This is a genomic window from Staphylococcus sp. mip270_02, assembly GCF_054031535.1.
This window is the reverse complement of sequence record NZ_CM132934.1, coordinates 2,310,269-2,333,242: the sequence shown is the minus strand read 5'-3', so window position 1 is coordinate 2,333,242 and position 22,974 is coordinate 2,310,269. Positions and strand designations below refer to the sequence as shown.

The window sequence follows — 22,974 nt, the reverse complement described above, 5'->3', positions numbered from 1 at the left end:
AATCCTCGTACAAATAAACAAATAACCATTAAATTGCTTGATATAAGACAATTTATAAATTTTACTTTATTCTCAAAGTGAATGATTGGCAATTTTTGTGAAAATATAGCATAAATAAGGTAAGGGTATATAATATGGAAAAGGAGTGTAGTAAATGAAGTTTATTAGTAACAATAATATTACAGATCCAACGCTTAATCTAGCAATGGAGGAATATGTATTAAAAAACATGCCAAAAGATGATAGTTATTTTTTATTTTATATAAATAGACCATCCATCATTATTGGGAAAAATCAAAATACTATTGAAGAAGTGAACCAATCATATATTGATGAACAAGGTATCGATGTTGTAAGACGTATATCTGGAGGGGGCGCAGTTTACCATGATCAAGGGAATTTAAACTTTAGTTTTGTTACGGATGATGATGGTAATAGTTTCCATAATTTCCAAAAATTTACTGAACCAATTGTTGAAGCATTGAAATCGCTTGGGGTTGATGCAAACTTAAGCGGAAGAAATGATATTCAAGTTGGTGAAGCCAAAATATCAGGAAATGCTATGGTAAAAGTAAAAGATCGCATGTTTAGTCATGGTACTTTAATGTTGAATAGTGAACTTGATGAAGTTCAGAATGCTTTAAGAGTGAACCCAGCAAAAATTAAATCTAAAGGTATTAAATCTGTAAGAAGTAGAGTTGCGAATATTTCTGAATTCTTAGATGAGCCGATAGATATAGATAAATTTAAAGAAATAATTTTAAGAAGCATTTTTGGAGAAACTCAAGTAGAAGAATATAAACTTACTGATGAAGATTGGGAAAAAATAGAAAAATTAAGCAATGAAAAATACCGTACTTGGGAATGGAATTATGGTAGAAATCCTAAATATAATTTTGAAAGAGAAGAAAAATTTGAAAAAGGTTTTGTGCAGATTAAATTAGACGTAAAGAAAGGTCGTATAGAACACGCGAAAATTTTCGGTGATTTCTTTGGTGAAGGTGATATTACAGAATTAGAAAATGCATTAGAAGGTACAATGCATGAGTTTGATAGTATTGAAGAGGCACTTTCAAATTATGATATTTATCATTATTTTGGAGATATCGATAGGCATGAATTGATTAGACTCATGTCATAAAATTTTAAATAAAGGTTATTTTTAAAATGTAAAAGGTCTATTCACTAACTTAATTGATAAGTAGGGAATAGACCTTAATTTAAATAACAAGCTTTTAAATTAACCAACGAGGAATTCCTCCAAGTTTCTATATTCTTCCGTATAACGTTTGAAATCATTCTCGTTTTTATTTTTAAGCGCATTATCGATAAGCTGTTCTAACTGTTGCTTGCGTACATTACGTAAAGATTCATCGATGATTAATTCAATACCTAAGTCGTTAATTGTTGATACAAACGATTCTAATGTATTGTATTTTACATGTGTATTGTGTTTCATAAACGTCACAACCTCTCTATCTTTATTTACATATAGTATACAAGGTTTTAAATTTTAAATCAATGAATATTCTGACTTTTCCGAAAAAATAGTGCTAATTGCAAGGTTGCTGAAAATGAAAAATCGAAAAAGGCGATACACTGAAATTTAATTGTAGAAAATTTATAAAAATATTTATATTATTTATTGATTTTAAGATGTTGATGATATATTATTTGAGTATCACCGTAAGTTATAAAGGAGGTAACAACAATGATTCAACCCTATATTATTAAAAAAGGTGATATGGTTTTACAACCATGTAATTTAGCTACTGGACAATATGAAGGTAGTTACTTGCTAAGGTATAAAGCTGACAGTCAAATTATTAAAGAGCGTGTGTCTAAAATTATCGACCGTTCTTGTAGATTTTATGGTAGCAGTTATGTATTTAAAAAGGAAGATACTATGCGTATTACCGGCATAAGTAGCAAACCACCCATTCTATTCACTCCATTATTTCCCACTTATTTCTTTCCCACACACTCTGATCGTAAAGCAGACAATACCTGGATTAATATCCATTACGTACATAATATTAGACCGCTAAAAGAAAAGAAATGTAAGGTTACTTTTGTAGATAATCAAAGTATTGTAGCTAATATTTCTGCTCATAGTATGCATCACCAATATTTAAATGGTATATATTATTATTACATGATGGATAGGGCGGCTAGAGTTGCTACATTTGATCCTGATTCGCCTATTGATTATACTAAACCACAATTAAATATATATGAAGCATTGGCAAAATATTCGTTATTTGAATCGAAATAGTGAAAAGTAGTGAATAAAAAATGTAAAAAAGGCATATGTGGAATATTATATTAATTTAGTGTAAATATTCCGCATATTTTTTTTACATACCTCTTGAAAAATTAAAGATAGTTGATATAATAGTATTTGTGCTTGATTAAAGGCATTAATTATTCCACAGTAGCTCAGTGGTAGAGCTATCGGCTGTTAACCGATCGGTCGTAGGTTCGAGTCCTACCTGTGGAGCCATTGGAAACGTACTCAAGTTGGCTGAAGAGGCGCCCCTGCTAAGGGTGTAGGTCGTGAAAGCGGCGCGAGGGTTCGAATCCCTCCGTTTCCGTAAAAACAGAAAAACCAATCCAATTTAATACATTGGATAAACGAAGAGCCTGAGACATAAATAGATGTCTCAGGCTCTTTTTCAATTTGGCAGTAAGTGACTGAATTGAAAATACGCTTATATCAATCTTTTTTCAATGCTAGTCACTATTGCCGGGGTGGGACTACGAAATCTATGTTAGAAAATTTGATTTCTGTCCCACTCCCTTTTTATTTTGTCAAAAATCTATAGAAGTTAACCCTATATTTTTGGTCAACAAGTGGACAAATTGGCCACTTTTAAATTTATTTTGTCCGTTTGGTTGTCCAACTAGAAATTAATAACCTCATCTAACTTTTTATCTTCTTCAGATTTTAATTCTTCAAGCAAATGTCTATATACTTGCCGAATAATTTCAATATTTGCATGACCTAATCTTTTACTAACATATTGTATTGAAAAACTTATGTGCTTGCCCTGTTTTTAGTTTAATATGGCTATAGAACGGATGAATTACAACTAAAAAGAAAAAGTATTAGAGATTACGTTGACTACTGGAGCTTCAAAATGTTTTTGGGTAATATATCTTCCTTCTCTTTAAATATACAATCATCACTTATTAGGCTATTTGATTATTACGGATTTTTATATAAAAAATAGCTAGTGAATTTTTCTCACTAGTCATCAAAAATACATTAGATTTCTTATTTATTGAATACATCTTTGAAGAATTCAATACCTTTTTTTAGTAATTCGAAGATAAACATATTCTTCACCCCCATTTACTTAGTAATATAATTTTAACAATAAAGTTTGCAACCTTAAATTTAAATTCCTAAATGATGGATAAAAGATCCTAAATGTAAATAAAACTTTTGAAATAGTACATATTATTAAGCGTAGCAACAGTTAAGAATTCTTGAATGAAATATCAGAATTTTAAAATGATTTTTATTTTAAAAAAGAGACTTTTCAAATTTATATTTTTTTATATAATAGAAGTATAAATACAAGGAGGTGGCAAATATGAAAGATTTATTCGACTCAATTAGAGGAATCGTATCATCGGCGATTGACCATAATTGGCAAGACATGGGCGCTGCTATCGTTGGTACAGTTGAGCATGGTGTAGGTTTGCTTACTAAAATTTTAGGAATAGGATAATAAGCCTAATCTGTGGGTAGCCCAAGAGGCTATCCTATTATTACTGTAGACATAATAATAGACTCATAAGTAGTTATTATTATGATACTAAAAGGTTTTAATTTTACATTACCGTATAGACTTTCATATATTATTTTAAAATGGAGGTTTTAAAATGAAAGATGAAAACAAATTAGAACAAACTAAAGGAAATTTGAAAGAAACAGTAGGTAATGCATTGGGCAATGATAAGCTTGAACAAGAAGGTAAAGAAGATAAAGCTTCTGGCAAAGTGAAAGAAGTTGCTGAAAGTGCTAAAGACAAAGTCAACGATTTGGTTGATAAATTTAAAAAATAGAATTACTAATTAATGTACTTGTCATTTCAGGGTAGGCACTTATGTGCTTGCCCTATTTTTTTTATGGCATAATTTTACATATCTGTATATTTACAATGAACTCCCGTTAAATTAACCTAAATTTTTTGTTTTAATGAAGTTATTTTATTATTTGTTGAGAAGTTAAGGGAATATACTAATATGAGAGTTACCATATTAATGATATCGAGTAGATATATGATTTAACTACTGAAAGTAATTATTTTATTATTAAGATGAAGTGTTATAGTTAGCATGATAGTATGAAATGGTCATTTAAATTTATGGAGTCCTATATAGCAACTTATCAATGTTATTTATAACACAATAAAAATCTATTTAACTAAAGCCGTTTTAAAGCATATAGTAATTGAATAGAAAGCTTATATTATTAGTAGAAGTATTTGGCTCAAAATTATAATGTAGCAAATGACTTTTTGAAGAGTAGATGTTGTTACATTAAATTTTGCTATTAGTAGGGTGTTTTTTATTTGAAAATAAGGAAATTCCCTAATTTGGTTAATATAATTAATGTGATAACCTATAGCAAGTGGACTTCAGACATCTACATATATCCGTTAAGCGGTGATATTATTACTGTAATTTTACCGAAAAAGAAACAAACCATAAACAGGTGAGATGGCCTCAAATAATGGGAATAAGATAAAAACACTTTCGTTGAATTCATTTAAAATGAGTCATACGGAGGTGTTTTTTCTATGAAAATATATTTTAGGTTATGTCTTAAAACAGTTATATAATTATTAAGCCCCTCTAAAGGTAGTTACTTCAAATGTAAAAGTAAACTATCTTTAGAGGGGTTTCAGACTATCTACCAAGCCTCTGATTTTGTTAGCAGTTTTTGTGCACATTTTCTATTTAGTATAATGCACTATAATTCTTTTTTTGATAATTTCTATATCATACTTTTTATTAAGTGGCTCATTTTATAGTGATATGATTTTTATTTTTTACTAATTAGATTTCTAATTGCTCTGACAATATAACCTACAGCTAATGCTCTAAATACGCGTTGGATTATGTTTTTCATTTTAAACCTCCTAAGTTACAATTCAAATTTTTAATTTGGATTATACTTTCTTTACCCTTTTCTTAATGAAATATAGATGTTTTTGGAAATTTATAAATTATTTTCGACATTGCGCATTATTTTTCAAAAGTAATTAAGCCATCTTCATCTGCCTTATGAAAGAAAATAGTAATAATTCCACTTATTATTGCAATAATATATGGAATGCCCGTCCAGAAGAAAATGAGATGGATAATACCTTGTAAAAGTTGATTAGAGTAAAACTTATGAATTCCGCACCAACCTAATATGAATGCGAGTATAACATAGATTACTTTGTTTACTTTCATGTGCCCATATCCTTTCGAATTAAAGTGATTATTATAATTATCTCTTAAATCGAAGTTTACAACAATAAAAAACTATTGATTTCATAAAAATTAGTATTTAGTATCGTGATTACTTCGAATTTTTTAGTTGATTCATATATAATAGAATTAAAGAAATTATGGATGAGGGGAGCATTACTGATGATTAGAAAAGCGAAACCAAGTGATACACCTAAAATTGCTGAACTATGTTATATCATTTGGAGTGAACTTGATATACAAATGGTTGAAGATATAGATAAGTCACGACTTCTTAAAATTATGGAGCAAAGTATGATTGAGGTACCTTATAGAGGACATTATAGTAATACGTGGGTCTATGAAATAGAAGGTGAGGTAGCGGGTTGCTTAATCGCATACCCTGGGGATAAAGAAATTGCACTTGAACAGGCGTGGTTAGATCTGAATTTAGATGATGATATCCGGTCATATGGCACACCTATGCCGATGAAAGAAGCGAATGATGATGAATGGTATATTGAAACTGTTGCGACCTTTCCTCAATATCGTGGTCGAGGTGTAGCAACACAGTTAGTAAAACATATTATAGAGTCATATAGTGATGAAAAGTGGAGTTTAAATTGTGATGTTCATAATGACGGGGCGCTTTACGTTTATAAAAAACTAGGCTTCCAAATTGCTAGTGAATTTGACTTATATGGACATATGCATTATCACATGATTTTACCAATTATCGATGGTAACAAATAAAAAATCGACCTTCATTAAATGAAGGCCGACAATAAACTTTGTATTGATAGGTGATTTTAACATTAAATGTATTTGATTAAATCCCACCTAATATTGCACTGATATAAATACCTAGCGCATATAATAAACCAAAGAACGTATTAGTTTTACCAGTTGCTGCCATGGCAGGCATCATCGTTTGTGGTGTGTCATTTTTCTTGAACCTACGCACTGCTTTAATAGGCATAGGGAATGATAACAATGCTAGTAAGAAAAAGATTGAACCACCAGGTTGAAAGAAAGTGATATATATAACTAATACATAAGCGACAATATACATTAAAGCTAAGAAACGAATAGAATTATTTTTACCAAGTAAGATAGGTAGCGTTTTACGGCCGCTTTCTTTATCTTTAACGCGGTCACGTATATTGTTAGCCATATTAATTAACCCGATAGTAATAACAATTGGGATGCTTATCCAAACAACTAAACTTTGTAAATTTCCTGTTTGAATGAAAAAAGAAATTAAAATGATGATCATCCCCATGAATATGCCTGAAAATAATTCACCAAAAGGAGTCCATGAAATTGGGAATGGACCGCCAGTATATAAATATCCAACAGCCATACATACAAGACCAATAGGTAATAACCAAAATGAACTTTGAATGGCAATAAATATACCTAAAATTGCAGCTATGATATAAAATGCAATAGCTAAGTTCAAGACTAACTTAGGGCTCATACCATTTCTAACGATTGCACCACCAATACCTACAGAAGTGTGATCGTCGAGTCCTTTCTTAAAATCATAATATTCATTAAACATATTTGTTGCTGCTTGAATTAACAAACATGCGATTAACATTGCTAGAAAAAGACTAAGGTTTAGTTTGTTTTCACTACCAAGGATAAAGATTTTTGAAGTAGCAGTACCGACAAGTACAGGCACCACTGCAGCAGTTAAAGTATGTGGTCGCATTAACTGCCAGTATTTTTTGACAGTAGAATATTGTTGATATTGAGATGCCATAATGATTTACCTCGTATTCTTTCGATTTATAATATTTTTTATCAAATATATTTTAATGGAAGAACATAGAAAGGTCAAATAACGTAAAAATGTATAAATGAAATAAGCTAGAAACCATACACACATTGTGAAAAGTGGTACAATATCATAATGAGTACAAACTGATAAATGAAAGAAGTGAAATAGATGACTTTTGACGTCAAGGAAAGTGAAATTGTCGAAGCGGTATACGAAAGTAATCATACTTGGGTCTCTGTAGAAGCAAAATTGAATTATGAATTAGATCCTACATTATTATTTCATATAACGGAAGATTGTGCGGGAGACCGTTTTTATTTTAAGAAAAATGACAACGAAACTTCATTCTTTGGCTATCATGCTATTACAAGATTTAAAAATGATTTTGAAAATAAACAATCTATTTTCCGTGAATGGGAAAAATATAAAAATGACATTGAATTAATTCATCCTAATTCTGACAAACATCATTTGAAAATATGTGGAGGTTTCCAGTTCTCAACACATAAATCTGGTGATGAATGGCGTGAATTTGGTATTAATCATTTTATCTTGCCTGAAGTATTAGTAACAATGGAGCAAGGATATACCTATATAACTTATACAGTGAAATCAGATCAATTTGAAATTAGTACGTTTTTATCAATTATAGATAAATTAACGCAAACAACTGTGTATCCTGACTTTGAAATTGGGAATATTAAGCGCATCGAAGACATATATAAAGATGAGTGGCGTGATTTAGTCAAAGATACGATTGACATATTAGATGAAAGTAAAAAAATTGTCTTAGCGAGAAAACGTTTAATAATCTTTGATAAACAGATTAAAATACCTTATATTTTGAATAAAGCTTCTCAAGGAGAACATAATAGTTATTTATTTATTTTAGAATCACAAGATAGTATTTTCTTTTCCCAAACACCAGAACAATTAATGGAAATAAACAATGAAATACTATCTACAAAAGCAGTGGCAGGTACGATAAAACGAACACACCAAGCTGAATTAGACAATGAAAATATTCAAGCTTTTTTAAATGATGAAAAGAACTTAAATGAGCATCGCTTTGTTGTCGAAAGTATATTGAATGATATATCACCTTATGTAGAAGACGTAACTTATAATCAAGAACCACAGATATTAACTAATGACCATTTATATCATTTGTATACAAAAATTAAAGGTCAATTGAAATATGAATCTTATATAGGTTTATTAGACAACCTGCACCCGACGCCAGCACTAGGTGGTTATCCAAAATTTGAAGCATTAGAATACATTGAACAAAATGAATTTGGCACACGCGGACTTTATGGTGCACCTGTAGGCTATATTGATATGTATGATAACTGTGAATTTATCGTGGCTATTCGTTCGATGTTGATTAAGAAAAACCAAGCCACATTATTTGCAGGCTGTGGAATTGTAAGTGATTCTGATGCAGATAGTGAAGTAGAAGAAACTGCAGTTAAATTTAACCCTATGATGAAAGCTTTAGGAGTCGAGGAATATGAATAATCATACAGATGCACTAACGAAACAAGTATTTACTTTTGTTTCAGAATTATATGCTTATGGCATAAGAGAAATAGTAATAAGCCCAGGATCACGTTCAACACCGTTAGCAATTGCAGTTGAGGCACACCCTAAATTAAAATCTTGGATTCACCCTGATGAAAGAAGTGCTGCGTTTTTTGCTATGGGGTTAATGAAAGGAAGCGAGCGCCCAGTTGCCATTTTGTGTACTTCAGGTAGCGCCGCTGCAAACTATGCACCTGCTGTTTCTGAGAGTAGTTTGAGTCATTTACCTTTAGTAGTACTTACAAGTGATCGTCCACATGAACTTAGAAATATTGGTGCGCCTCAAGCAATCAACCAAACGAATATGTTTCAAAATTATGTACAATATCAATTTGATTTTCCAATAGTTGATACGAATGAAGCGGAAGAATTCATGACTAATACTGTTAAATTCCAGCTACAAAAAGCAAGTCAATTTTTATATGGACCACATCGTGGCCCAATTCATTTGAATTTACCATTTAGAGAGCCATTAACTCCAAACATTGAAAAGGTTGAATGGTTAACATCAGATATGAAAATATTGCCACATTATCAAAAAACAACTAGTTTAAAAGAAATCAGTTCGATTATTAAAAAGAGTAAAGGTTTGATTATTGTTGGAGATATGCAACATCAAGATATTGATCAAGTACTAACTTTTTCAACGATACATGATATGCCAATATTAGCTGATCCATTGAGTCAACTAAGACGTGAACATCATCCTAATGTTGTGACGAGCTATGACTTACTGTTTAGAGCAGGTTTACAATTAGATATTGATTATATTATTAGGGTTGGTAAACCAGTTGTTTCCAAAAAATTAAATCAATGGTTAAAAGAAACTTCAGCATTTCAAATTTTAATTCAAAATAATGATAGACCGGATGCATTTCCAATTACACCACATGTTTCTTATGAAATGTCAGCCAATGATTTCTTTAGACAATTGTCAGAAACTCCAATTGTTGAACGTAAGCGTTGGTTAGAGAAGTGGCAGACATTAGAAAAACACGCGATTGTTGAGATTAAAGATTATGTAAGAACAGCAACAGATGAAGCTGCATACGTCGCGAACGTCTTAGATAAATTAACAACTTCAGATGCCTTGTTTGTTAGTAATAGTATGCCAATTCGTGATGTTGATAATTTGTTTATAGATTGTGATGCAGAAGTATTTGCAAACCGCGGTGCAAATGGCATCGATGGGGTAATTTCTACAGCATTAGGTATGGCAGTTCATAAGAAAGTAACACTATTAATAGGCGATTTAGCGTTTTATCATGATATGAATGGTTTATTAATGTCTAAATTAAATGATATTAATTTAAATATTATTCTACTCAATAATGATGGTGGGGGCATTTTTTCATATTTACCTCAAAAAGAATCGGCAGAAGATTATTTTGAGCGTTTGTTTGGTACACCAACAGGGCTTAATTTTGAACATACAGCTTTGCTTTATGATTTTGCATTTGATAGATATGAATCAATTGAAGCGTTTAAATATGCTGATTTATCTAAATTTGGTGCTCATATTTACGAAATAATCACGCAACGTGAAGAAAACAAGCAACAGCATCTAAAACTCTATAAAAAGTTGAGTGATATTGTTAATGTTAAACTATAAATTTTTTCAAGCGAAATGCGATACAGATGAATTATTGGTTATGTTACATGGATTTATAAGTGATCAACAGGCTTTTAGTGAACATGTTTGTGTCTTACAAGAAAAATTGAATATTCTAACTGTAGATTTACCTGGTCATGGCCAGGATGACTCAGATATAAATCATACTTGGGATTTTCCATTTATTACAAACCAGTTAGATGAAGTATTAAAGTTATTCCAAAGTTATCATTTATTTTTACACGGTTATTCAATGGGTGGTAGAATTGCATTATACTATGGAATTGAAGGAGAAATTACCTTAGCAGGATTGATTTTAGAAAGTACATCTCCAGGGATAGAAGATCTAGAAGACCGTAATGAAAGGCAATTGGTTGATCAGGCTAGAGCGAAAGTGCTAGAAATTGCAGGTTTAGAAATTTTTGTTAATGATTGGGAAAAGTTACCGCTTTTCTATACACAGTATGAATTAGATAAATCCATTAAAAAAGAAATACGTGATATGCGATTACGTCAAAATTCATTGCGTTTAGCAAAAGCATTGCGTGATTACGGTACTGGACAAATGCCAAATTTATGGCCGAAGTTAAAGCAAATTAAAGTGCCAACTTGTATAATAGTAGGCGTTCTAGATGGTAAATTTTCTAAGATTGCTAAAAAAATAGAAACTATGATTCACAATACGGAGTTAAATGAAGTAGAACGAAGTGGTCATACAGTACATGTGGAAGAATTTGCAGAATTTGATAGAATAGTATTAGGTTTTATTCATAAGGAGGAGCAAAATGACTAGACAGTGGGAAACAATTAAAGAGTATAAAGAAATTAAATATGAAATATATGATGGTATTGCAAAAGTGACGATTAATCGTCCTGAGGTTCGTAACGCATTTACACCAAATACAGTACAGGAAATGATAGACGCATTCACAAGAGCACGTGATGACCAACGTATTTCTGTTATTATCTTAACTGGTGAAGGAGATAAAGCATTTTGTTCAGGAGGAGATCAAAAAGTACGTGGCCACGGTGGTTACGTAGGTGATGATCAAATTCCTCGTTTAAATGTATTAGATTTACAAAGACTTATCCGTGTTATTCCGAAACCTGTCGTTGCAATGGTGAGAGGTTATTCAATCGGTGGTGGGCACGTCCTTAGCGTCGTTTGTGACTTAACAATCGCAGCAGACAATGCCATCTTTGGACAAACTGGCCCTAAAGTTGGATCATTTGATGCTGGGTACGGTTCAGGTTATTTAGCTCGTATCGTAGGACACAAAAAAGCTCGCGAGATATGGTACTTATGCCGTCAATATGACGCTCAACAAGCTTTAGACATGGGCTTAGTAAATACAGTTGTTCCATTAGACCAAGTTGAAGATGAAACAGTTCAATGGTGTCAAGAAATGAAACAACATTCACCAACGGCTTTAAGATTCTTGAAAGCAGCTATGAATGCAGACACTGATGGTTTAGCTGGACTTCAACAAATGGCTGGTGACGCTACTTTACTTTACTATACAACAGATGAAGCAAAAGAAGGCAGAGATGCATTTAAAGAAAAACGCGATCCAGACTTTGATCAATTCCCTAAATTCCCATAGAATTTGAATGGAAATCAATACTAAAAATAAATAAGCATTTATCGATTAACTAGATGGGCTGTGTCTCATCTAGTTTTTTTATATGAACAATGATGAAAGTGTAAAATGATATTTTATCGAAAATTTACGCTTAAGATTATCAACATAACATGGAAATACATAAAAATAATTATAGATAAAGTAATATAAATCTAATTTCCCTCTAATATATAGCGAGAAACTTTTAGTGTAAAAACTTTTTTGAACTTAATTATTGTATTTGACTAAAATTAAAACGTAGATTAATATTATAATTGAGAAGGGGTGAGGAGAAAACATGACAATAGATATATATGATCAAATGAGAAAAGAAATGTGTTATTTGTTTTATATTACAAGTAAAGAAGTTGTAAACAGGTTTAATAAGTATTTGAAACGGTATGATATAAGTTTTCCTAACTATATTGTTTTATTGTATATAGAAAATGAAACTCCAATATACATAAAAACGTTATGTAATGAATTGTACTTAGATTCAGGAACAATCAGTCCAATCATTAAAAGGCTAGAGAAAAAAGAATTGATTCGTCGTCTTAGAACAGAGGATGATGAAAGAAGAGTGAAAGTAATGTTAACTACAAAGGGGATAAAATTAAAGGAAGAATTTTCTAAAATTTCAGAAGAAGTGATTCAACAATTTGACATGGAAAAGGAAGATTCATTAGCTTATTATCAGATATTAAAAACGTTTGCTGAAAAAAATATTTATTCTAAAAATGACAATAGAAAAGATTAAAATGAAAATTATATTTAATAAATACAACAAAGTAAGCTAATAATCATATCGATTAAAAATTAAAACACCAACATCAATGTTGAAGTTAATCTACACCATATGCTTATAACTATCAATAGGAAAGTCAAAGCGGCATAATTCAACCTTACATTTAGTTGGTGGCTTTTATTATGAATTAAAATTTTGAGCAAGATATTGTTCTAATCTTCTCATAGCTTCTTTTAATGCATCAAGTTCATATGCATAAGAAATACGTACGTGGCCTTTGCCAATATCGGTAAATGCAGAACCAGGAACAATGGCAACATGTGCATTTTCTAAAATATCTACACAAAAGTCAAAGTCATCTTCTGTAAAATTCTTAATGCTAGGAAAAACATAAAATGCACCCTCGGGTTTAGCATCTAGTTCAAACCCCATTGATTCTAATTTACTAATTAAAAAGTCACGTCGTTCGATATATGCTTCATTCATGTATTGCGGCGCTTCTAAACCCTCATTTAAAGCTGCAATACATGCAATTTGAGCAGGAACGTTGGCACAAATACAATTATAAGCATGCATAAAAGTTAATTTTTCAATTAGATACTCTGGACCAATCAAAAATCCAATACGTATGCCAGTAGCAGAATGTGATTTGCTTAACCCGCCAACAAGTAATAATTGATCGCGAATTACTTCAAATTCTGCAAAAGAAGTATGTTTACCAGTAAAAGTATTTTCAGCATAGATTTCATCACTAATGATAAAAATCTCTTTATCTTTCAATTTGTTAGCAAGGGCTTGTACTTCACTATAAGACAATATCACGCCGGTTGGATTAGTAGGGTAGTTTAGTAGTACTGCTTTAGTATTTTGGGTTATATGTTTTTCCAGTGCTTCAGGTGTTACTTTGTAGTCAGATACCGTCGTATCAATGTAAACTGGAATACCTCCAAGTGTTTTGATAAGTGGAATGTAGCCAGCATATACTGGTCCAGGAACTAATATTTCATCTCCTTCATCGATTATACTTCTTAAAGCAGTATCTAAGGCTTCGCTAGCACCATTAGTGATAATGATTTCTTCCGACCTATATGTAAAGCCATAGCGTTGTTCAAAATATTGACTCACTGCATTTCTTGTTTCAATTAATCCTTTGTTATGTGAATAACTCGTTTGATCTTCATTAATCGCATTTATGTACGCAGCTTTCACCTCTTTAGGCATAGGAAAGTCTGGTTGGCCTATAGTTAAGTTAATACAATCTTCAATCCCTTTAATACGATTTGAAAATTGACGGATGCTAGGTGCTGATAAATGTTTTGAATTGTTATTTAATGAAAGTTTCATTATATTTTTCACCTCAAAATTAAAAATACCGAATTGTATTTAAATATGTATAGATTGTTTGGAAGTACTTCAACATTTATCATAACATATTTAAAATCAATACAATTCGGTTTAATACTTATTTATCCTTTGAATTTAAAAGGAGATTGTAAATTTATAATTGGGTTTGTCCATTTAGATACAAACCGTGTTGAGAGTATATATACAATTATAGACGTAACAATAACTAAATAAAGATAGGTTAAGATACTGATATGATCTTTAAATGGATATATTTCAAAGCCACGGATGATACCAATAAATAAACCATGTAGTAAATACACATGCATTGTTCTACGACCTATATATGTATAAAATTTTTCTTTTTCAGGTATTAGATTAAAGAAAGCAAACATCGTAATTAAAACGATAACATATAATAACAATCTTTTGATTGGGCTATAGAAATCTAGCTTTCCTTCAAGTGACATATAGGGCGAATCGCCTAGCAACCAATTGGAGTTAATTGGGTGATAGGTGTATAGAACATAAAAGGCTAGTAAAGTGATGATAGCTATTGGTAGAAACTTTTTATTTCTTAAAAGCTGTGTATGTTTATTTGTAAATAAATAGCCTATATAGAATATTGGGAAGAACATAATCGTCCTAGAAAAGCTTAAGTAATTATCTATATTCTCAGAATACCCAGCGAATAGTGAAATGATCACTGCTATAGGTAATACATAATATGGTTTATAATCCTTAACTATTACTAATATTACGTGGAAAAAGAATAATGTAAGTAAAAACCATAATGCAAATACTGGATCAAAAGGATCGAACTGAACACTATCTTCTTTACCAGTTAAGTAATAGTAAAAAGAGAAAAAGCCAAAGAATATAACATATGGAACTAATAATTTTTTTGATACTTTTTCTAAATAACCAACTTCACCAGCTTTTTTTGCAAAATAACCTGAAATAAACAAAAATCCTGGCATATGAAAGCTGTATATTGTTAAATACAATGAAGATAAATAAGAGCTGGCTTCTGTATATGGCTGTAATAGATGACCAAAGACTACAAGAAAAATCAGTGCAGCTCTTGCATTATCGAAAAAGTAATCTCTTTCTTTCAATTGTGACATTCGGTTTCTCCTTTAAGTAGTACGATAAATTTTATATACACTAGTTCTAATCTATTATAAAACCCATGAGAAATGCAACAAAATAGTACAATTTGTCTTTTATTATTGTATATTATGAAGGATGCTATTATAATGTTAAGAAATAAAATAGTGTAAAAACTTATGATTTTAACTAAGCTAAATTAATGATAGTGGAGATGAGCAACATGTACAAACAACTAGAACAGTTAATTACACTTACAGGTAATGATTTGAATTTGGTAAGTAGAAGATTTGGTCAGAGAACTGATTTGACTTCTGAGCAATTAGAAATGTTAAGAATATTATATAACTATGAAGTGTTATCTCAGTATGATTTGACTATGAAAATTAATAAAGAACAATCGATTGTTTCGCGTTGGATAAAAAAGTTATGTCAGATGGGGTATATAACGAGCAAGCAATCCAATAAAGACATGAGATGTAAAGATTTGATGGTTACAGAAAAGGCGAAAGAATTGGTACGACAAATTAATGAGGTTAGAGTAGCTTTGATTGAAGCACGTTGCCAAAATCTTACATCTAAAGACATAGAAAATTTAAACAAATTACTATATAAGTTAAATGTACACCAAGTATATATGCACTAGTTAATTAATTAAAAAAGAAGCGTACATAATGACAATAACTTGCGATAAGTATTGTCATTAGTACGCTTCTTTTAATTGATTTAATGTTTTAAAGTAATATTATTTATACGTATCTACGTCGAAATATTTACCTAGTTTATCCATAGAATCATAGAAACCTTTAATACGAGTAGCATTATGAGAGGCCCATGCTACGTCTGTTGCGTATTGGTGAACACCTGGATTTTCAGGGTTCCAACGCATTTTATAAAGTGTATTTTGACCTTTATCAATATATGATTCAGATATAAATTTAGCGCCGCCAACTATAGCTTTTTTAACTGTATTCCAGCCATTATTTTTAGCTGTTATAAATCCTTGTTTTACAGCGTCACTATCAACTGCGCCGATACCAAACATATTATAATATTTATTTGGACCATCGGTAACAACTTTATTGTCTACAACATCGCCGCCATTTGCAAGTTTAGATGTACCATTACCAGTTTCAAGTAGTGCATGAGATATTAAATATACTTCGTTGATATCGTAAGTCTGAGCAGCTTCACTAAATGCTGCGCCTTGACCTTCTAAAATCCCTTTACCAACAAGTAATTTATCTAAATCAGCTGCACCAATATTTTGTGTTTTATCTAAACGTAAAAATTGATATTTTTGAGTCTCATTTTTTATTAACTTACTTGAATCCATAGCGTTTTTGATTTCACTCGCTGTAGCATCTTCCCATTTTCCCGGTGTGTGTTGAATTTGTGGTTTAGCAGTTAACCCTTTTTGGATAGCGACAGCTTGATCTAAAGTAATGCCTGAATCATAGTATTTTACTAATTCTTTACGTAAATCAGCCTCTTTAATCCAAACGATTTTACCATTAGATAATTTACCATGGTACCAAGTGGTACCATTAATCACTTGAGTTTCATAAACTGTGAAAATAGTTTCATAGAAATCTTTAAGTGAACCTGCTGGAGTTGTAGATGTTGGATCTAAATAATAGTTACCATTTTTATTGAAGACCACATAATCATATTTATACGGAGTTACCGCTGATTTAGTAACACTTTGTGAATTAGTAACATTAGCATTATTAGATGGTTGTACCTTATTTAAATCATTCGCAGCTATCCAACCAGTTTTGTTGTTTACAATACCATAAACGTATTCGTCTTTATCGACGTAGACAGATTTAGATGCATTAAAGTGATTGTTTTTAAGATTATTAAGTGTATCCAGTTGTTGTGATTTCGTACCCCATGGCACTGCGTAAAGACCATTATTAGTTGCTTTAACAGTATATTGGCCATTTTTAGCACTTGTTTGGCTTAAATTACGAGTATTAATATCTTTTGTATTAATCCAACCAATTGGCGTATTTTGATTAACATTTTGTATTAATACATAAGTGTTATTTCCTTCAGTACGTTGTTTTGTAACATTATAAGTTTTTCCAGCTAGTTTTGTTGCGTCTTTACCTTGTTGATCATAAACGGTTGCTTTAATGCCAGAATTTTTGGTGTTTAACTGACCAATTTTACTTACACTTTGTGTTTGGTTAGTGTTTGCTTTTTTTGTTACTTCTTTAACTGTAATATCACCAGTTTGCATCCAACCTATATTAGTATTAGTTTTGTTATCAGTAATTAAGTAAAATGAATTATTACCTAGTGTTGCTTTTTTACTTAGTTTATATGTTTGTCCATTAACATATGGCTTTTGAACACCTTGTTTATCATATACAGTTGTATATACACCGTGATTGTTTTTAGCAACAGTACCTTGTTGGTTTGTAAGTATATCTACAGTTAATTTCCCTGAATTTGTAGTAGGGGATGTAGCTGTATTACTTGTTGAAGATAACTTGCTTAAGCTTACCCAACCAGATAGATTATTTACGGTTCCGTAAATATAGTTAGTGTTACCAATCTGTTGTTGTTTTGTTGCTTTGAACGTTTGTGTAGATTTTCCTGAAACTGTACCTGCTTTTTGAGAACCTGTGCCCCAAGGAACTGTATATATCGTTTCGCCAGATTTGATTTGGTAAGTTTTATTAATGCTAGTTGCTGCTTTAGCCGTATTATAATTAACATCGCCTTGGTGTACCCAACCAATTAATGTACCTTTATTAAAATCAGAAACCAAATAGAAATTTTCATTACCTAAAGTAGCTGATTTTGTAATTTTTAGTGTTTGGTTCGTGCGATCAGTTTTCTTACCATTTTGGTCGTATACTGTAGTATATAAACCATCATTAGTAGTATTAATTCGTCCAACGCCATTGTTCGCTGTTACTTTCAAGCTACCTGTTTTAGCTGGGGTAGTTGCACCAGTATTACTCGAACCTGTATTATTAGAGCTATTTCCACTCGTACTACCTGAAGTGGATGTACCCCAAGCAGCTGCCTGACCTGTCTTAATTAAATATTTTTCATAAATAAGGTCATATAATTCATCGTAACTATAATTATGTGCAGCTAAGTATCCATGAGGATCAGTATGGTCAGTACCACCTAAGTAATTACTTACTGCTTTATGTGTCCAAACAGTACCAACTCCATCATATTCAGCACTATCAGGGGCTAAACCATAATACTGTAAGTTTGTTGCTGCATAATCAGCATAGTTATTTATTGAACGAGCAAATGAATCATAGTCATGAGTATGAACTAATTCAACATGTATGAAACGTTGATTGGCTACAGCGCCGCCGCCCCAAGCTAAGTAGTCAGTATTTGCTGTTTCAATAATTCGATTTCCATCTACGTAAGCATGTACAAAAGCATTTTGATAATTATTCTTCATATAATTGATTTCACCAGTGATTGTTGAATTATCATTTGCAGTATCATGCATAACAATACCTTCAGGTTTACCGTAGCGATAATTATATTTTGGTAAATATGAAGCTATGTCTTGTTCATAGTTTGGTGCTTTAAAGTTGTTCTTGCGGATGTAATTGTTAATTGAAGAACTTACTTTTGGCGAATATTTTGGTAATGTTGAACGTGTTGTTGCTTCTTTTGTTAGCGTAGAACGTGTTGCGACTGTTGAATTGGCACTTCTAGCTACTCTAAGTTTAGGTGTCGTTTGTGTGTTATATAAATTAGCATTTGCTACTTTAGTAGTGTCTGTGCTGTCGTTTTGAACAGCGTCAGTATCCTCTTTAGTAGAAGAATCATCAGAATTCACACTATGATTAGTTACAACTTGCTTGTCTTTAGAAGTAACTTCATCTTTATCAGTACCAGTGCTGTCGTTTTGAATAGCGTCAGTATCTTCTTTAGTAGAAGAATCATCAGCATTCACACTATCATTAGTTACATCTTGATTGTCTTCAGAAGTAACTTCATCTTTATCAGTACCAGCGCTATCATTTTGAACAGCGTCAGTATCCTCTTTAGTAGAAGAATCATCAGAATTCACACTATGATTAGTTACATCTTGATTGTCTTCAGAAATAACTTCATCTTTATCAGTACTAGCGTTATCATTTTGAATAGCGTCAGTATTCTCTTTAGTAGAAGAATCATCAGAATTCACACTATCATTAGTCATATCTTGCTTGTCTTCAGAAGTAACTTCCTCTTTATCAGTACCAACGCTATCATTTTGAACAGCGTCAGTATCCTCTTTAGTAGAAGAATCATCAGCATTCACACTATGATTAGTTACATCTTGATTGTCTTCAGAAATAACTTCATCTTTATCAGTACCAGCGCTATCATTTTGAACAGCATCAGTATTCTCTTTAGTAGAAGAATCATCAGCATTCACACTATCATTAGTTACAACTTGCTTATCTTCAGAAGTAGCTTCCTCTTTATCAGTACTAGCGTTATCATTTTGAATAGCGTCAGTATTCTCTTTAGTAGAAGAATCATCAGCATTCACACTATCATTAGTTACAACTTGCTTGTCTTCAGAAGTAACTTCCTCTTTATCAGTACCAGCGCTATCTTTTTGAACAGCGTCAGTATCTTGTTCGGTTGTATTATCTGATGCGTTATCATTGTCAGTTGTTTCATTAGAAGTAACATTACTTTGAACAGCGTCTTGATTCGTCTCTATATTATGATTATCATTTTGTTGCGCTTCTTGACCTTGACCATTTTGATTATATGTATCTTGAGTTGGTGTTTGATCAGAAATTTGATTGTTCAACTCATCAATTTGAGCATCATAGTTTGAGTCGTGATCAGTAGATGACTGTTTAATTTGTGTAGGGTCTTGGTAGACTTGTGTACCTGAAATGTTTGCTGTTGGTTTACTAATTTCAGACTTAATTTTTTCACTTTGGTTAAGTGCTTTATCATCATTTAAAATATTTTTATTAGGCGTTTGATCTTGTGTTTTATCTGCCGCCTGTGCGTGATGAGTTGTCAAAGCTGTACCTGCTAATGTAAGTGCTATAATTGAAGGTACCTTATAAGAGTTTTTATTCTTAGCCATTAAACTGCCCCTTTAACTTTATAAATTTAAATTCATTATAATACGACTAAGGAAAGAGTGACTTATTTTTCACCGATTTGTAATATAAAATTAATCTTATTAAGTTTTGGAAAAGATTTAACATACGATTTAAAGCGTTATAACGCCTTATTCACAATATATTGAAAAAATACACGCTGGAGAATATTACAAAAGTTAGATGAAATATTACTGTAAAAATACAACAAATAATATTAAATTGTTTTTGACATTGCAATGTGTTGGATGTTTTCCTCCATAAAAGGTTCTCCGAAAGCTTCATATCCAAGAGCTTCATAAAATGATTGAGCATGACATTGTGCGTTAAGCATTAACTTTTTATCACCTTTATTTTTGGCTACATTTTCTAAAAACTCCATTAGTAATTTTCCATAACCCTTATTACGATGCGATGCTAAAATAGCCACTCTTTCTACTTTTACGCCATTATCTATAGGTCGAAGTCTACCGGTAGCAAATGGCACAGCATTTAGATCATAGCCAATTACATGTGTCGCGATATTTTCATATTGGTCTATTTCATTCTCTAAAGGTACACCTTGTTCTTCAACGAAGACTTTTTTACGTATACTGTGAGTTTCTTCTATCATATTTTGAGTTGTAACAATTTTGAACATAAAGATTCCTCATTTCAATTTTTAATATTAAAAATACCCTACCATAAATTATATAGTAGGGCAGTATATTTATAACGCTTCTTTTCTAATAATTGCAGTGTATTGCCAAAAAATACGCATTTGTGCAATGTTCCAATTATTCATTCCCATGGCAAAACCAGAGGGTTTAAATAAATTTACATCAGTCACTTCTAATGCAGCTGCAATTAGATACTGAATTGGCACACTAATTTGTTTCATTGTTTCTGTTATGCCGTTTTGGTCATAAACCCATGTGAAGGGGAGTTCTGATTCAAATACATCAACTTTTTCAAAAATTTCTGGAAGCGCAACAATATAACACGCACCATCAACAATTGGATTATTGTCACTATCTTTATAATAAATTCGTAGTGCTTCATAATTCTCCCGATGTTCATGATTGACGTAAAAAAATTCATTCCTGAAAAGTGCCATATCTTTGCTGTGAATCAATTGTTGTTCTAATACATTAAACATACCATTAATTTGGTTGAGTTTGTCATATGTTTTACGTGACATACAGTGAGCTCCTCCCTAAAGTTAATATTGATTTGTAGGCGTTTCTTGTGCATTTGGTTGTTGATTTTCAACAGGCTGTTGCTGATTTGGATCAATCTGTTGTTGCGTATTTTGGTTGCTGTTTTGTTGATTTGGGTCGTCTCGTTGATTTTCATATTGATTAGCGTCAGATTGTTGGCTATTTTCATTGTTGTTATTTATTTGATTATCTGAATCCGTAGAATTATTATCTGATGTTTGATTTTCATTGTTATCATCATTACTCGTACTATCGTTTTGAGATTTTCTTAGTAGTGAACTATCTATCTCTGTTTGTGGTATGAGTGTACCATAAAAATCAATAACACGTTGGTTTAAAAATTCTAACTTATCTTTTATTTTAGGTAATTCTAGATCATCACGCAAAAGATTTGATGTATCTTGAATATTTTTTATATCAGGATTGTAATAATATATACCATTTAAGTAATCGTCTTTACCTTCTAGTTGTGTACTTTTGATATCAATATCATCTTTTAAATAAGAAGTTGCAAGTACTTTGATTTCTTTATAACTTAAATTGTGTTTAGCATTTTTACCAACAATTTCAACAACATCATCTAACTTACTAATTGAATCTGCTTTTTGAGCTTTAGCAAATAGTTTTTTTATTAAATCCATTTGACGTTGACCACGTTTTAAATCAGAATCTTGATGTCTTGTTCTCGCAACAGCTAATGCTTCATCGCCATTTAAATTTTGGTGGCCTTTTTTAACTTTGATTTTTCCAGAATCATCAGTATTTGGTTCATTAATGTCATAAGGGACATCGTATTCGATGCCACCTAGTTCATTTACAGCATCGACAAAAGCTTCCATATTAATTCTTACATAGTAATCAACCGGCACGTTTAAAGTAGCTTCTACAGAGTCCATTGATGACTTAGGTCCTCCATAAGCATGTGCATGTGCAATTTTATCGTAATAACCCACTTTAGGGATAAAACTTATAGTATCACGTGGGATACTTAACATTCTTATTTGTTCTTTCTCGGTGTTGAGTGTAGAGAAAATCATTGCATCTGATCTTGATTGTTCAGTACTTTGCCCGTTTTTTTCACGACCACTATTATCATCAATACCTAAGAATAAGATAGAGATAGGATCTTTTGAAGGGTCGACTTTTGATTCACGTATGTTAGATTGCCTCGCTGAATCTTGATCATTGTATGAATGTTCAAAAGCACCTTGAGAAGATTTTAATAGTATAACAGCAAATATCACTGGAACAACTACAAGAAGTAAAGATAGAAATATTAAAAAATATTTTAAAAATTTATTCATGTTTGGAGCTCCCCATGTATAAGATTTGGTACATGTAACTATCATTTTGTTGAAGTTGTTAGACTTTTTAACTTTGTTAAATATTTGTAAAGAA

General features: G+C 31.4%; 20 protein-coding genes and 2 tRNA genes. 13 read left to right on the top strand and 9 right to left on the bottom strand.

Going from position 1 to position 22,974, the window contains the following annotated elements; translation table 11 throughout:
• Positions 1-154: 154 nt before the first annotated feature.
• Positions 155-1,141, top strand: coding sequence for a lipoate--protein ligase (locus ACW5YJ_RS11035; RefSeq protein WP_017722275.1), 987 nt, complete (start codon positions 155-157; stop codon positions 1,139-1,141).
• A gap of 99 nt (positions 1,142-1,240) precedes the next feature.
• Here the strand turns inward: ACW5YJ_RS11035 and ACW5YJ_RS11030 are convergent, their stop codons facing one another.
• Positions 1,241-1,459: an IDEAL domain-containing protein gene (locus tag ACW5YJ_RS11030; protein ID WP_017722274.1), complete on the bottom strand. Its 219-nt coding sequence runs from the start codon at positions 1,457-1,459 to the stop codon at positions 1,241-1,243.
• Positions 1,460-1,711: 252 nt separating this feature from the next.
• Here ACW5YJ_RS11030 and ACW5YJ_RS11025 point away from each other — a divergent pair, with 252 nt between their 5' ends.
• The 5 genes from ACW5YJ_RS11025 (at position 1,712) to ACW5YJ_RS11005 (ending at position 4,074) form a co-directional block, all read left to right on the top strand.
• On the top strand, positions 1,712-2,275 hold the full coding sequence (locus ACW5YJ_RS11025; RefSeq protein WP_017722273.1) for a competence protein ComK: 564 nt from the start codon (positions 1,712-1,714) through the stop codon (positions 2,273-2,275).
• A 153-nt stretch (positions 2,276-2,428) separates the two neighbouring features.
• A tRNA-Asn gene (locus tag ACW5YJ_RS11020) sits at positions 2,429-2,503 on the top strand.
• A 2-nt stretch (positions 2,504-2,505) separates the two neighbouring features.
• Positions 2,506-2,594, top strand: a tRNA-Ser gene (locus tag ACW5YJ_RS11015).
• A 1,005-nt stretch (positions 2,595-3,599) separates the two neighbouring features.
• The gene (locus ACW5YJ_RS11010; protein ID WP_017724088.1) at positions 3,600-3,737 is read left to right on the top strand and encodes a beta-class phenol-soluble modulin; all 138 of its coding nucleotides are present in this window, start codon (positions 3,600-3,602) and stop codon (positions 3,735-3,737) included.
• Between the two features lie 154 nt (positions 3,738-3,891).
• Positions 3,892-4,074, top strand: coding sequence for a CsbD family protein (locus ACW5YJ_RS11005; RefSeq protein ID WP_017724089.1), 183 nt, complete (start codon positions 3,892-3,894; stop codon positions 4,072-4,074).
• 1,185 nt (positions 4,075-5,259) lie between these two features.
• Here ACW5YJ_RS11005 and ACW5YJ_RS11000 read toward each other — a convergent pair.
• Entirely contained in the window at positions 5,260-5,472 is a 213-nt protein-coding gene (locus ACW5YJ_RS11000) for a TM2 domain-containing protein (protein WP_017724091.1), read from the bottom strand.
• A gap of 180 nt (positions 5,473-5,652) precedes the next feature.
• On the opposite strand from ACW5YJ_RS11000, the gene ACW5YJ_RS10995 reads away from it, so the two are divergent.
• Positions 5,653-6,222: a GNAT family N-acetyltransferase gene (locus tag ACW5YJ_RS10995; RefSeq protein ID WP_457338172.1), complete on the top strand. Its 570-nt coding sequence runs from the start codon at positions 5,653-5,655 to the stop codon at positions 6,220-6,222.
• Positions 6,223-6,298: 76 nt separating this feature from the next.
• On the opposite strand, the gene ACW5YJ_RS10990 is transcribed toward ACW5YJ_RS10995, so the two are convergent.
• On the bottom strand, positions 6,299-7,237 hold the full coding sequence (locus ACW5YJ_RS10990) for a 1,4-dihydroxy-2-naphthoate polyprenyltransferase (RefSeq protein ID WP_017724093.1): 939 nt from the start codon (positions 7,235-7,237) through the stop codon (positions 6,299-6,301).
• A 186-nt stretch (positions 7,238-7,423) separates the two neighbouring features.
• Between ACW5YJ_RS10990 and ACW5YJ_RS10985 the strand changes: the two genes are divergently transcribed.
• From ACW5YJ_RS10985 to ACW5YJ_RS10965, 5 genes are all read left to right on the top strand, one after another.
• Positions 7,424-8,776, top strand: a complete 1,353-nt coding sequence (locus ACW5YJ_RS10985) for an isochorismate synthase (RefSeq protein WP_017724094.1) — start codon at positions 7,424-7,426, stop codon at positions 8,774-8,776.
• On the top strand, positions 8,769-10,451 hold the full coding sequence (menD, locus tag ACW5YJ_RS10980) for a 2-succinyl-5-enolpyruvyl-6-hydroxy-3-cyclohexene-1-carboxylic-acid synthase (protein ID WP_017724095.1): 1,683 nt from the start codon (positions 8,769-8,771) through the stop codon (positions 10,449-10,451). Before ACW5YJ_RS10985 ends, menD begins: the two co-directional genes overlap by 8 nt.
• Positions 10,438-11,244, top strand: coding sequence for a 2-succinyl-6-hydroxy-2,4-cyclohexadiene-1-carboxylate synthase (gene menH / locus ACW5YJ_RS10975; RefSeq protein WP_457338171.1), 807 nt, complete (start codon positions 10,438-10,440; stop codon positions 11,242-11,244). Before menD ends, menH begins: the two co-directional genes overlap by 14 nt.
• Positions 11,237-12,055: a 1,4-dihydroxy-2-naphthoyl-CoA synthase gene (gene menB / locus ACW5YJ_RS10970; RefSeq protein ID WP_017724097.1), complete on the top strand. Its 819-nt coding sequence runs from the start codon at positions 11,237-11,239 to the stop codon at positions 12,053-12,055. Before menH ends, menB begins: the two co-directional genes overlap by 8 nt.
• Positions 12,056-12,371: 316 nt before the next feature.
• Entirely contained in the window at positions 12,372-12,830 is a 459-nt protein-coding gene (locus ACW5YJ_RS10965; protein ID WP_107551849.1) for a MarR family winged helix-turn-helix transcriptional regulator, read from the top strand.
• A 168-nt stretch (positions 12,831-12,998) separates the two neighbouring features.
• Here ACW5YJ_RS10965 and ACW5YJ_RS10960 read toward each other — a convergent pair whose 3' ends face one another.
• Both ACW5YJ_RS10960 and ACW5YJ_RS10955 read right to left on the bottom strand, forming a co-directional pair.
• A complete protein-coding gene (locus ACW5YJ_RS10960) occupies positions 12,999-14,162 on the bottom strand; it encodes an aminotransferase class I/II-fold pyridoxal phosphate-dependent enzyme (RefSeq protein WP_153672640.1) in 1,164 nt (387 codons plus the stop codon).
• A 122-nt stretch (positions 14,163-14,284) separates the two neighbouring features.
• Positions 14,285-15,289, bottom strand: coding sequence for an acyltransferase family protein (locus tag ACW5YJ_RS10955; RefSeq protein ID WP_107551850.1), 1,005 nt, complete (start codon positions 15,287-15,289; stop codon positions 14,285-14,287).
• 206 nt (positions 15,290-15,495) lie between these two features.
• Here ACW5YJ_RS10955 and ACW5YJ_RS10950 point away from each other — a divergent pair, with 206 nt between their 5' ends.
• Positions 15,496-15,918, top strand: coding sequence for a MarR family transcriptional regulator (locus ACW5YJ_RS10950; protein ID WP_107551851.1), 423 nt, complete (start codon positions 15,496-15,498; stop codon positions 15,916-15,918).
• A 99-nt stretch (positions 15,919-16,017) separates the two neighbouring features.
• On the opposite strand, the gene ACW5YJ_RS10945 is transcribed toward ACW5YJ_RS10950, so the two are convergent.
• The 4 genes from ACW5YJ_RS10945 to ACW5YJ_RS10930 form a co-directional block, all read right to left on the bottom strand.
• Positions 16,018-20,361 (bottom strand): glucosaminidase domain-containing protein, encoded by a 4,344-nt coding sequence (locus ACW5YJ_RS10945; protein WP_457338170.1) that lies wholly within the window; start codon positions 20,359-20,361, stop codon positions 16,018-16,020.
• A gap of 233 nt (positions 20,362-20,594) precedes the next feature.
• Entirely contained in the window at positions 20,595-21,017 is a 423-nt protein-coding gene (locus tag ACW5YJ_RS10940; protein WP_135092316.1) for a GNAT family N-acetyltransferase, read from the bottom strand.
• A gap of 69 nt (positions 21,018-21,086) precedes the next feature.
• Positions 21,087-21,557 carry a DUF2538 family protein gene (locus ACW5YJ_RS10935; RefSeq protein ID WP_017724104.1) on the bottom strand — a complete coding sequence of 157 codons (471 nt, stop codon included), beginning with the start codon at positions 21,555-21,557 and terminating at the stop codon, positions 21,087-21,089.
• A 21-nt stretch (positions 21,558-21,578) separates the two neighbouring features.
• Positions 21,579-22,880 (bottom strand): LCP family protein, encoded by a 1,302-nt coding sequence (locus ACW5YJ_RS10930; protein ID WP_457338169.1) that lies wholly within the window; start codon positions 22,878-22,880, stop codon positions 21,579-21,581.
• Between the last annotated feature and the right edge of the window lie 94 nt (positions 22,881-22,974).

What these genes read in the sequence shown, in the direction of transcription:
- ACW5YJ_RS11035 (WP_017722275.1), top strand. Translation starts at nt 155, where the DNA reads ATGAAGTTTATTAGTAACAATAATATTACAGATCCAACGCTTAATCTA.
- ACW5YJ_RS11030 (WP_017722274.1), bottom strand. Translation starts at nt 1,459, where the DNA reads ATGAAACACAATACACATGTAAAATACAATACATTAGAATCGTTTGTA.
- ACW5YJ_RS11025 (WP_017722273.1), top strand. Translation starts at nt 1,712, where the DNA reads ATGATTCAACCCTATATTATTAAAAAAGGTGATATGGTTTTACAACCA.
- ACW5YJ_RS11010 (WP_017724088.1), top strand. Translation starts at nt 3,600, where the DNA reads ATGAAAGATTTATTCGACTCAATTAGAGGAATCGTATCATCGGCGATT.
- ACW5YJ_RS11005 (WP_017724089.1), top strand. Translation starts at nt 3,892, where the DNA reads ATGAAAGATGAAAACAAATTAGAACAAACTAAAGGAAATTTGAAAGAA.
- ACW5YJ_RS11000 (WP_017724091.1), bottom strand. Translation starts at nt 5,472, where the DNA reads ATGAAAGTAAACAAAGTAATCTATGTTATACTCGCATTCATATTAGGT.
- ACW5YJ_RS10995 (WP_457338172.1), top strand. Translation starts at nt 5,653, where the DNA reads ATGATTAGAAAAGCGAAACCAAGTGATACACCTAAAATTGCTGAACTA.
- ACW5YJ_RS10990 (WP_017724093.1), bottom strand. Translation starts at nt 7,237, where the DNA reads ATGGCATCTCAATATCAACAATATTCTACTGTCAAAAAATACTGGCAG.
- ACW5YJ_RS10985 (WP_017724094.1), top strand. Translation starts at nt 7,424, where the DNA reads ATGACTTTTGACGTCAAGGAAAGTGAAATTGTCGAAGCGGTATACGAA.
- menD (WP_017724095.1), top strand. Translation starts at nt 8,769, where the DNA reads ATGAATAATCATACAGATGCACTAACGAAACAAGTATTTACTTTTGTT.
- menH (WP_457338171.1), top strand. Translation starts at nt 10,438, where the DNA reads ATGTTAAACTATAAATTTTTTCAAGCGAAATGCGATACAGATGAATTA.
- menB (WP_017724097.1), top strand. Translation starts at nt 11,237, where the DNA reads ATGACTAGACAGTGGGAAACAATTAAAGAGTATAAAGAAATTAAATAT.
- ACW5YJ_RS10965 (WP_107551849.1), top strand. Translation starts at nt 12,372, where the DNA reads ATGACAATAGATATATATGATCAAATGAGAAAAGAAATGTGTTATTTG.
- ACW5YJ_RS10960 (WP_153672640.1), bottom strand. Translation starts at nt 14,162, where the DNA reads ATGAAACTTTCATTAAATAACAATTCAAAACATTTATCAGCACCTAGC.
- ACW5YJ_RS10955 (WP_107551850.1), bottom strand. Translation starts at nt 15,289, where the DNA reads ATGTCACAATTGAAAGAAAGAGATTACTTTTTCGATAATGCAAGAGCT.
- ACW5YJ_RS10950 (WP_107551851.1), top strand. Translation starts at nt 15,496, where the DNA reads ATGTACAAACAACTAGAACAGTTAATTACACTTACAGGTAATGATTTG.
- ACW5YJ_RS10945 (WP_457338170.1), bottom strand. Translation starts at nt 20,361, where the DNA reads ATGGCTAAGAATAAAAACTCTTATAAGGTACCTTCAATTATAGCACTT.
- ACW5YJ_RS10940 (WP_135092316.1), bottom strand. Translation starts at nt 21,017, where the DNA reads ATGTTCAAAATTGTTACAACTCAAAATATGATAGAAGAAACTCACAGT.
- ACW5YJ_RS10935 (WP_017724104.1), bottom strand. Translation starts at nt 21,557, where the DNA reads ATGTCACGTAAAACATATGACAAACTCAACCAAATTAATGGTATGTTT.
- ACW5YJ_RS10930 (WP_457338169.1), bottom strand. Translation starts at nt 22,880, where the DNA reads ATGAATAAATTTTTAAAATATTTTTTAATATTTCTATCTTTACTTCTT.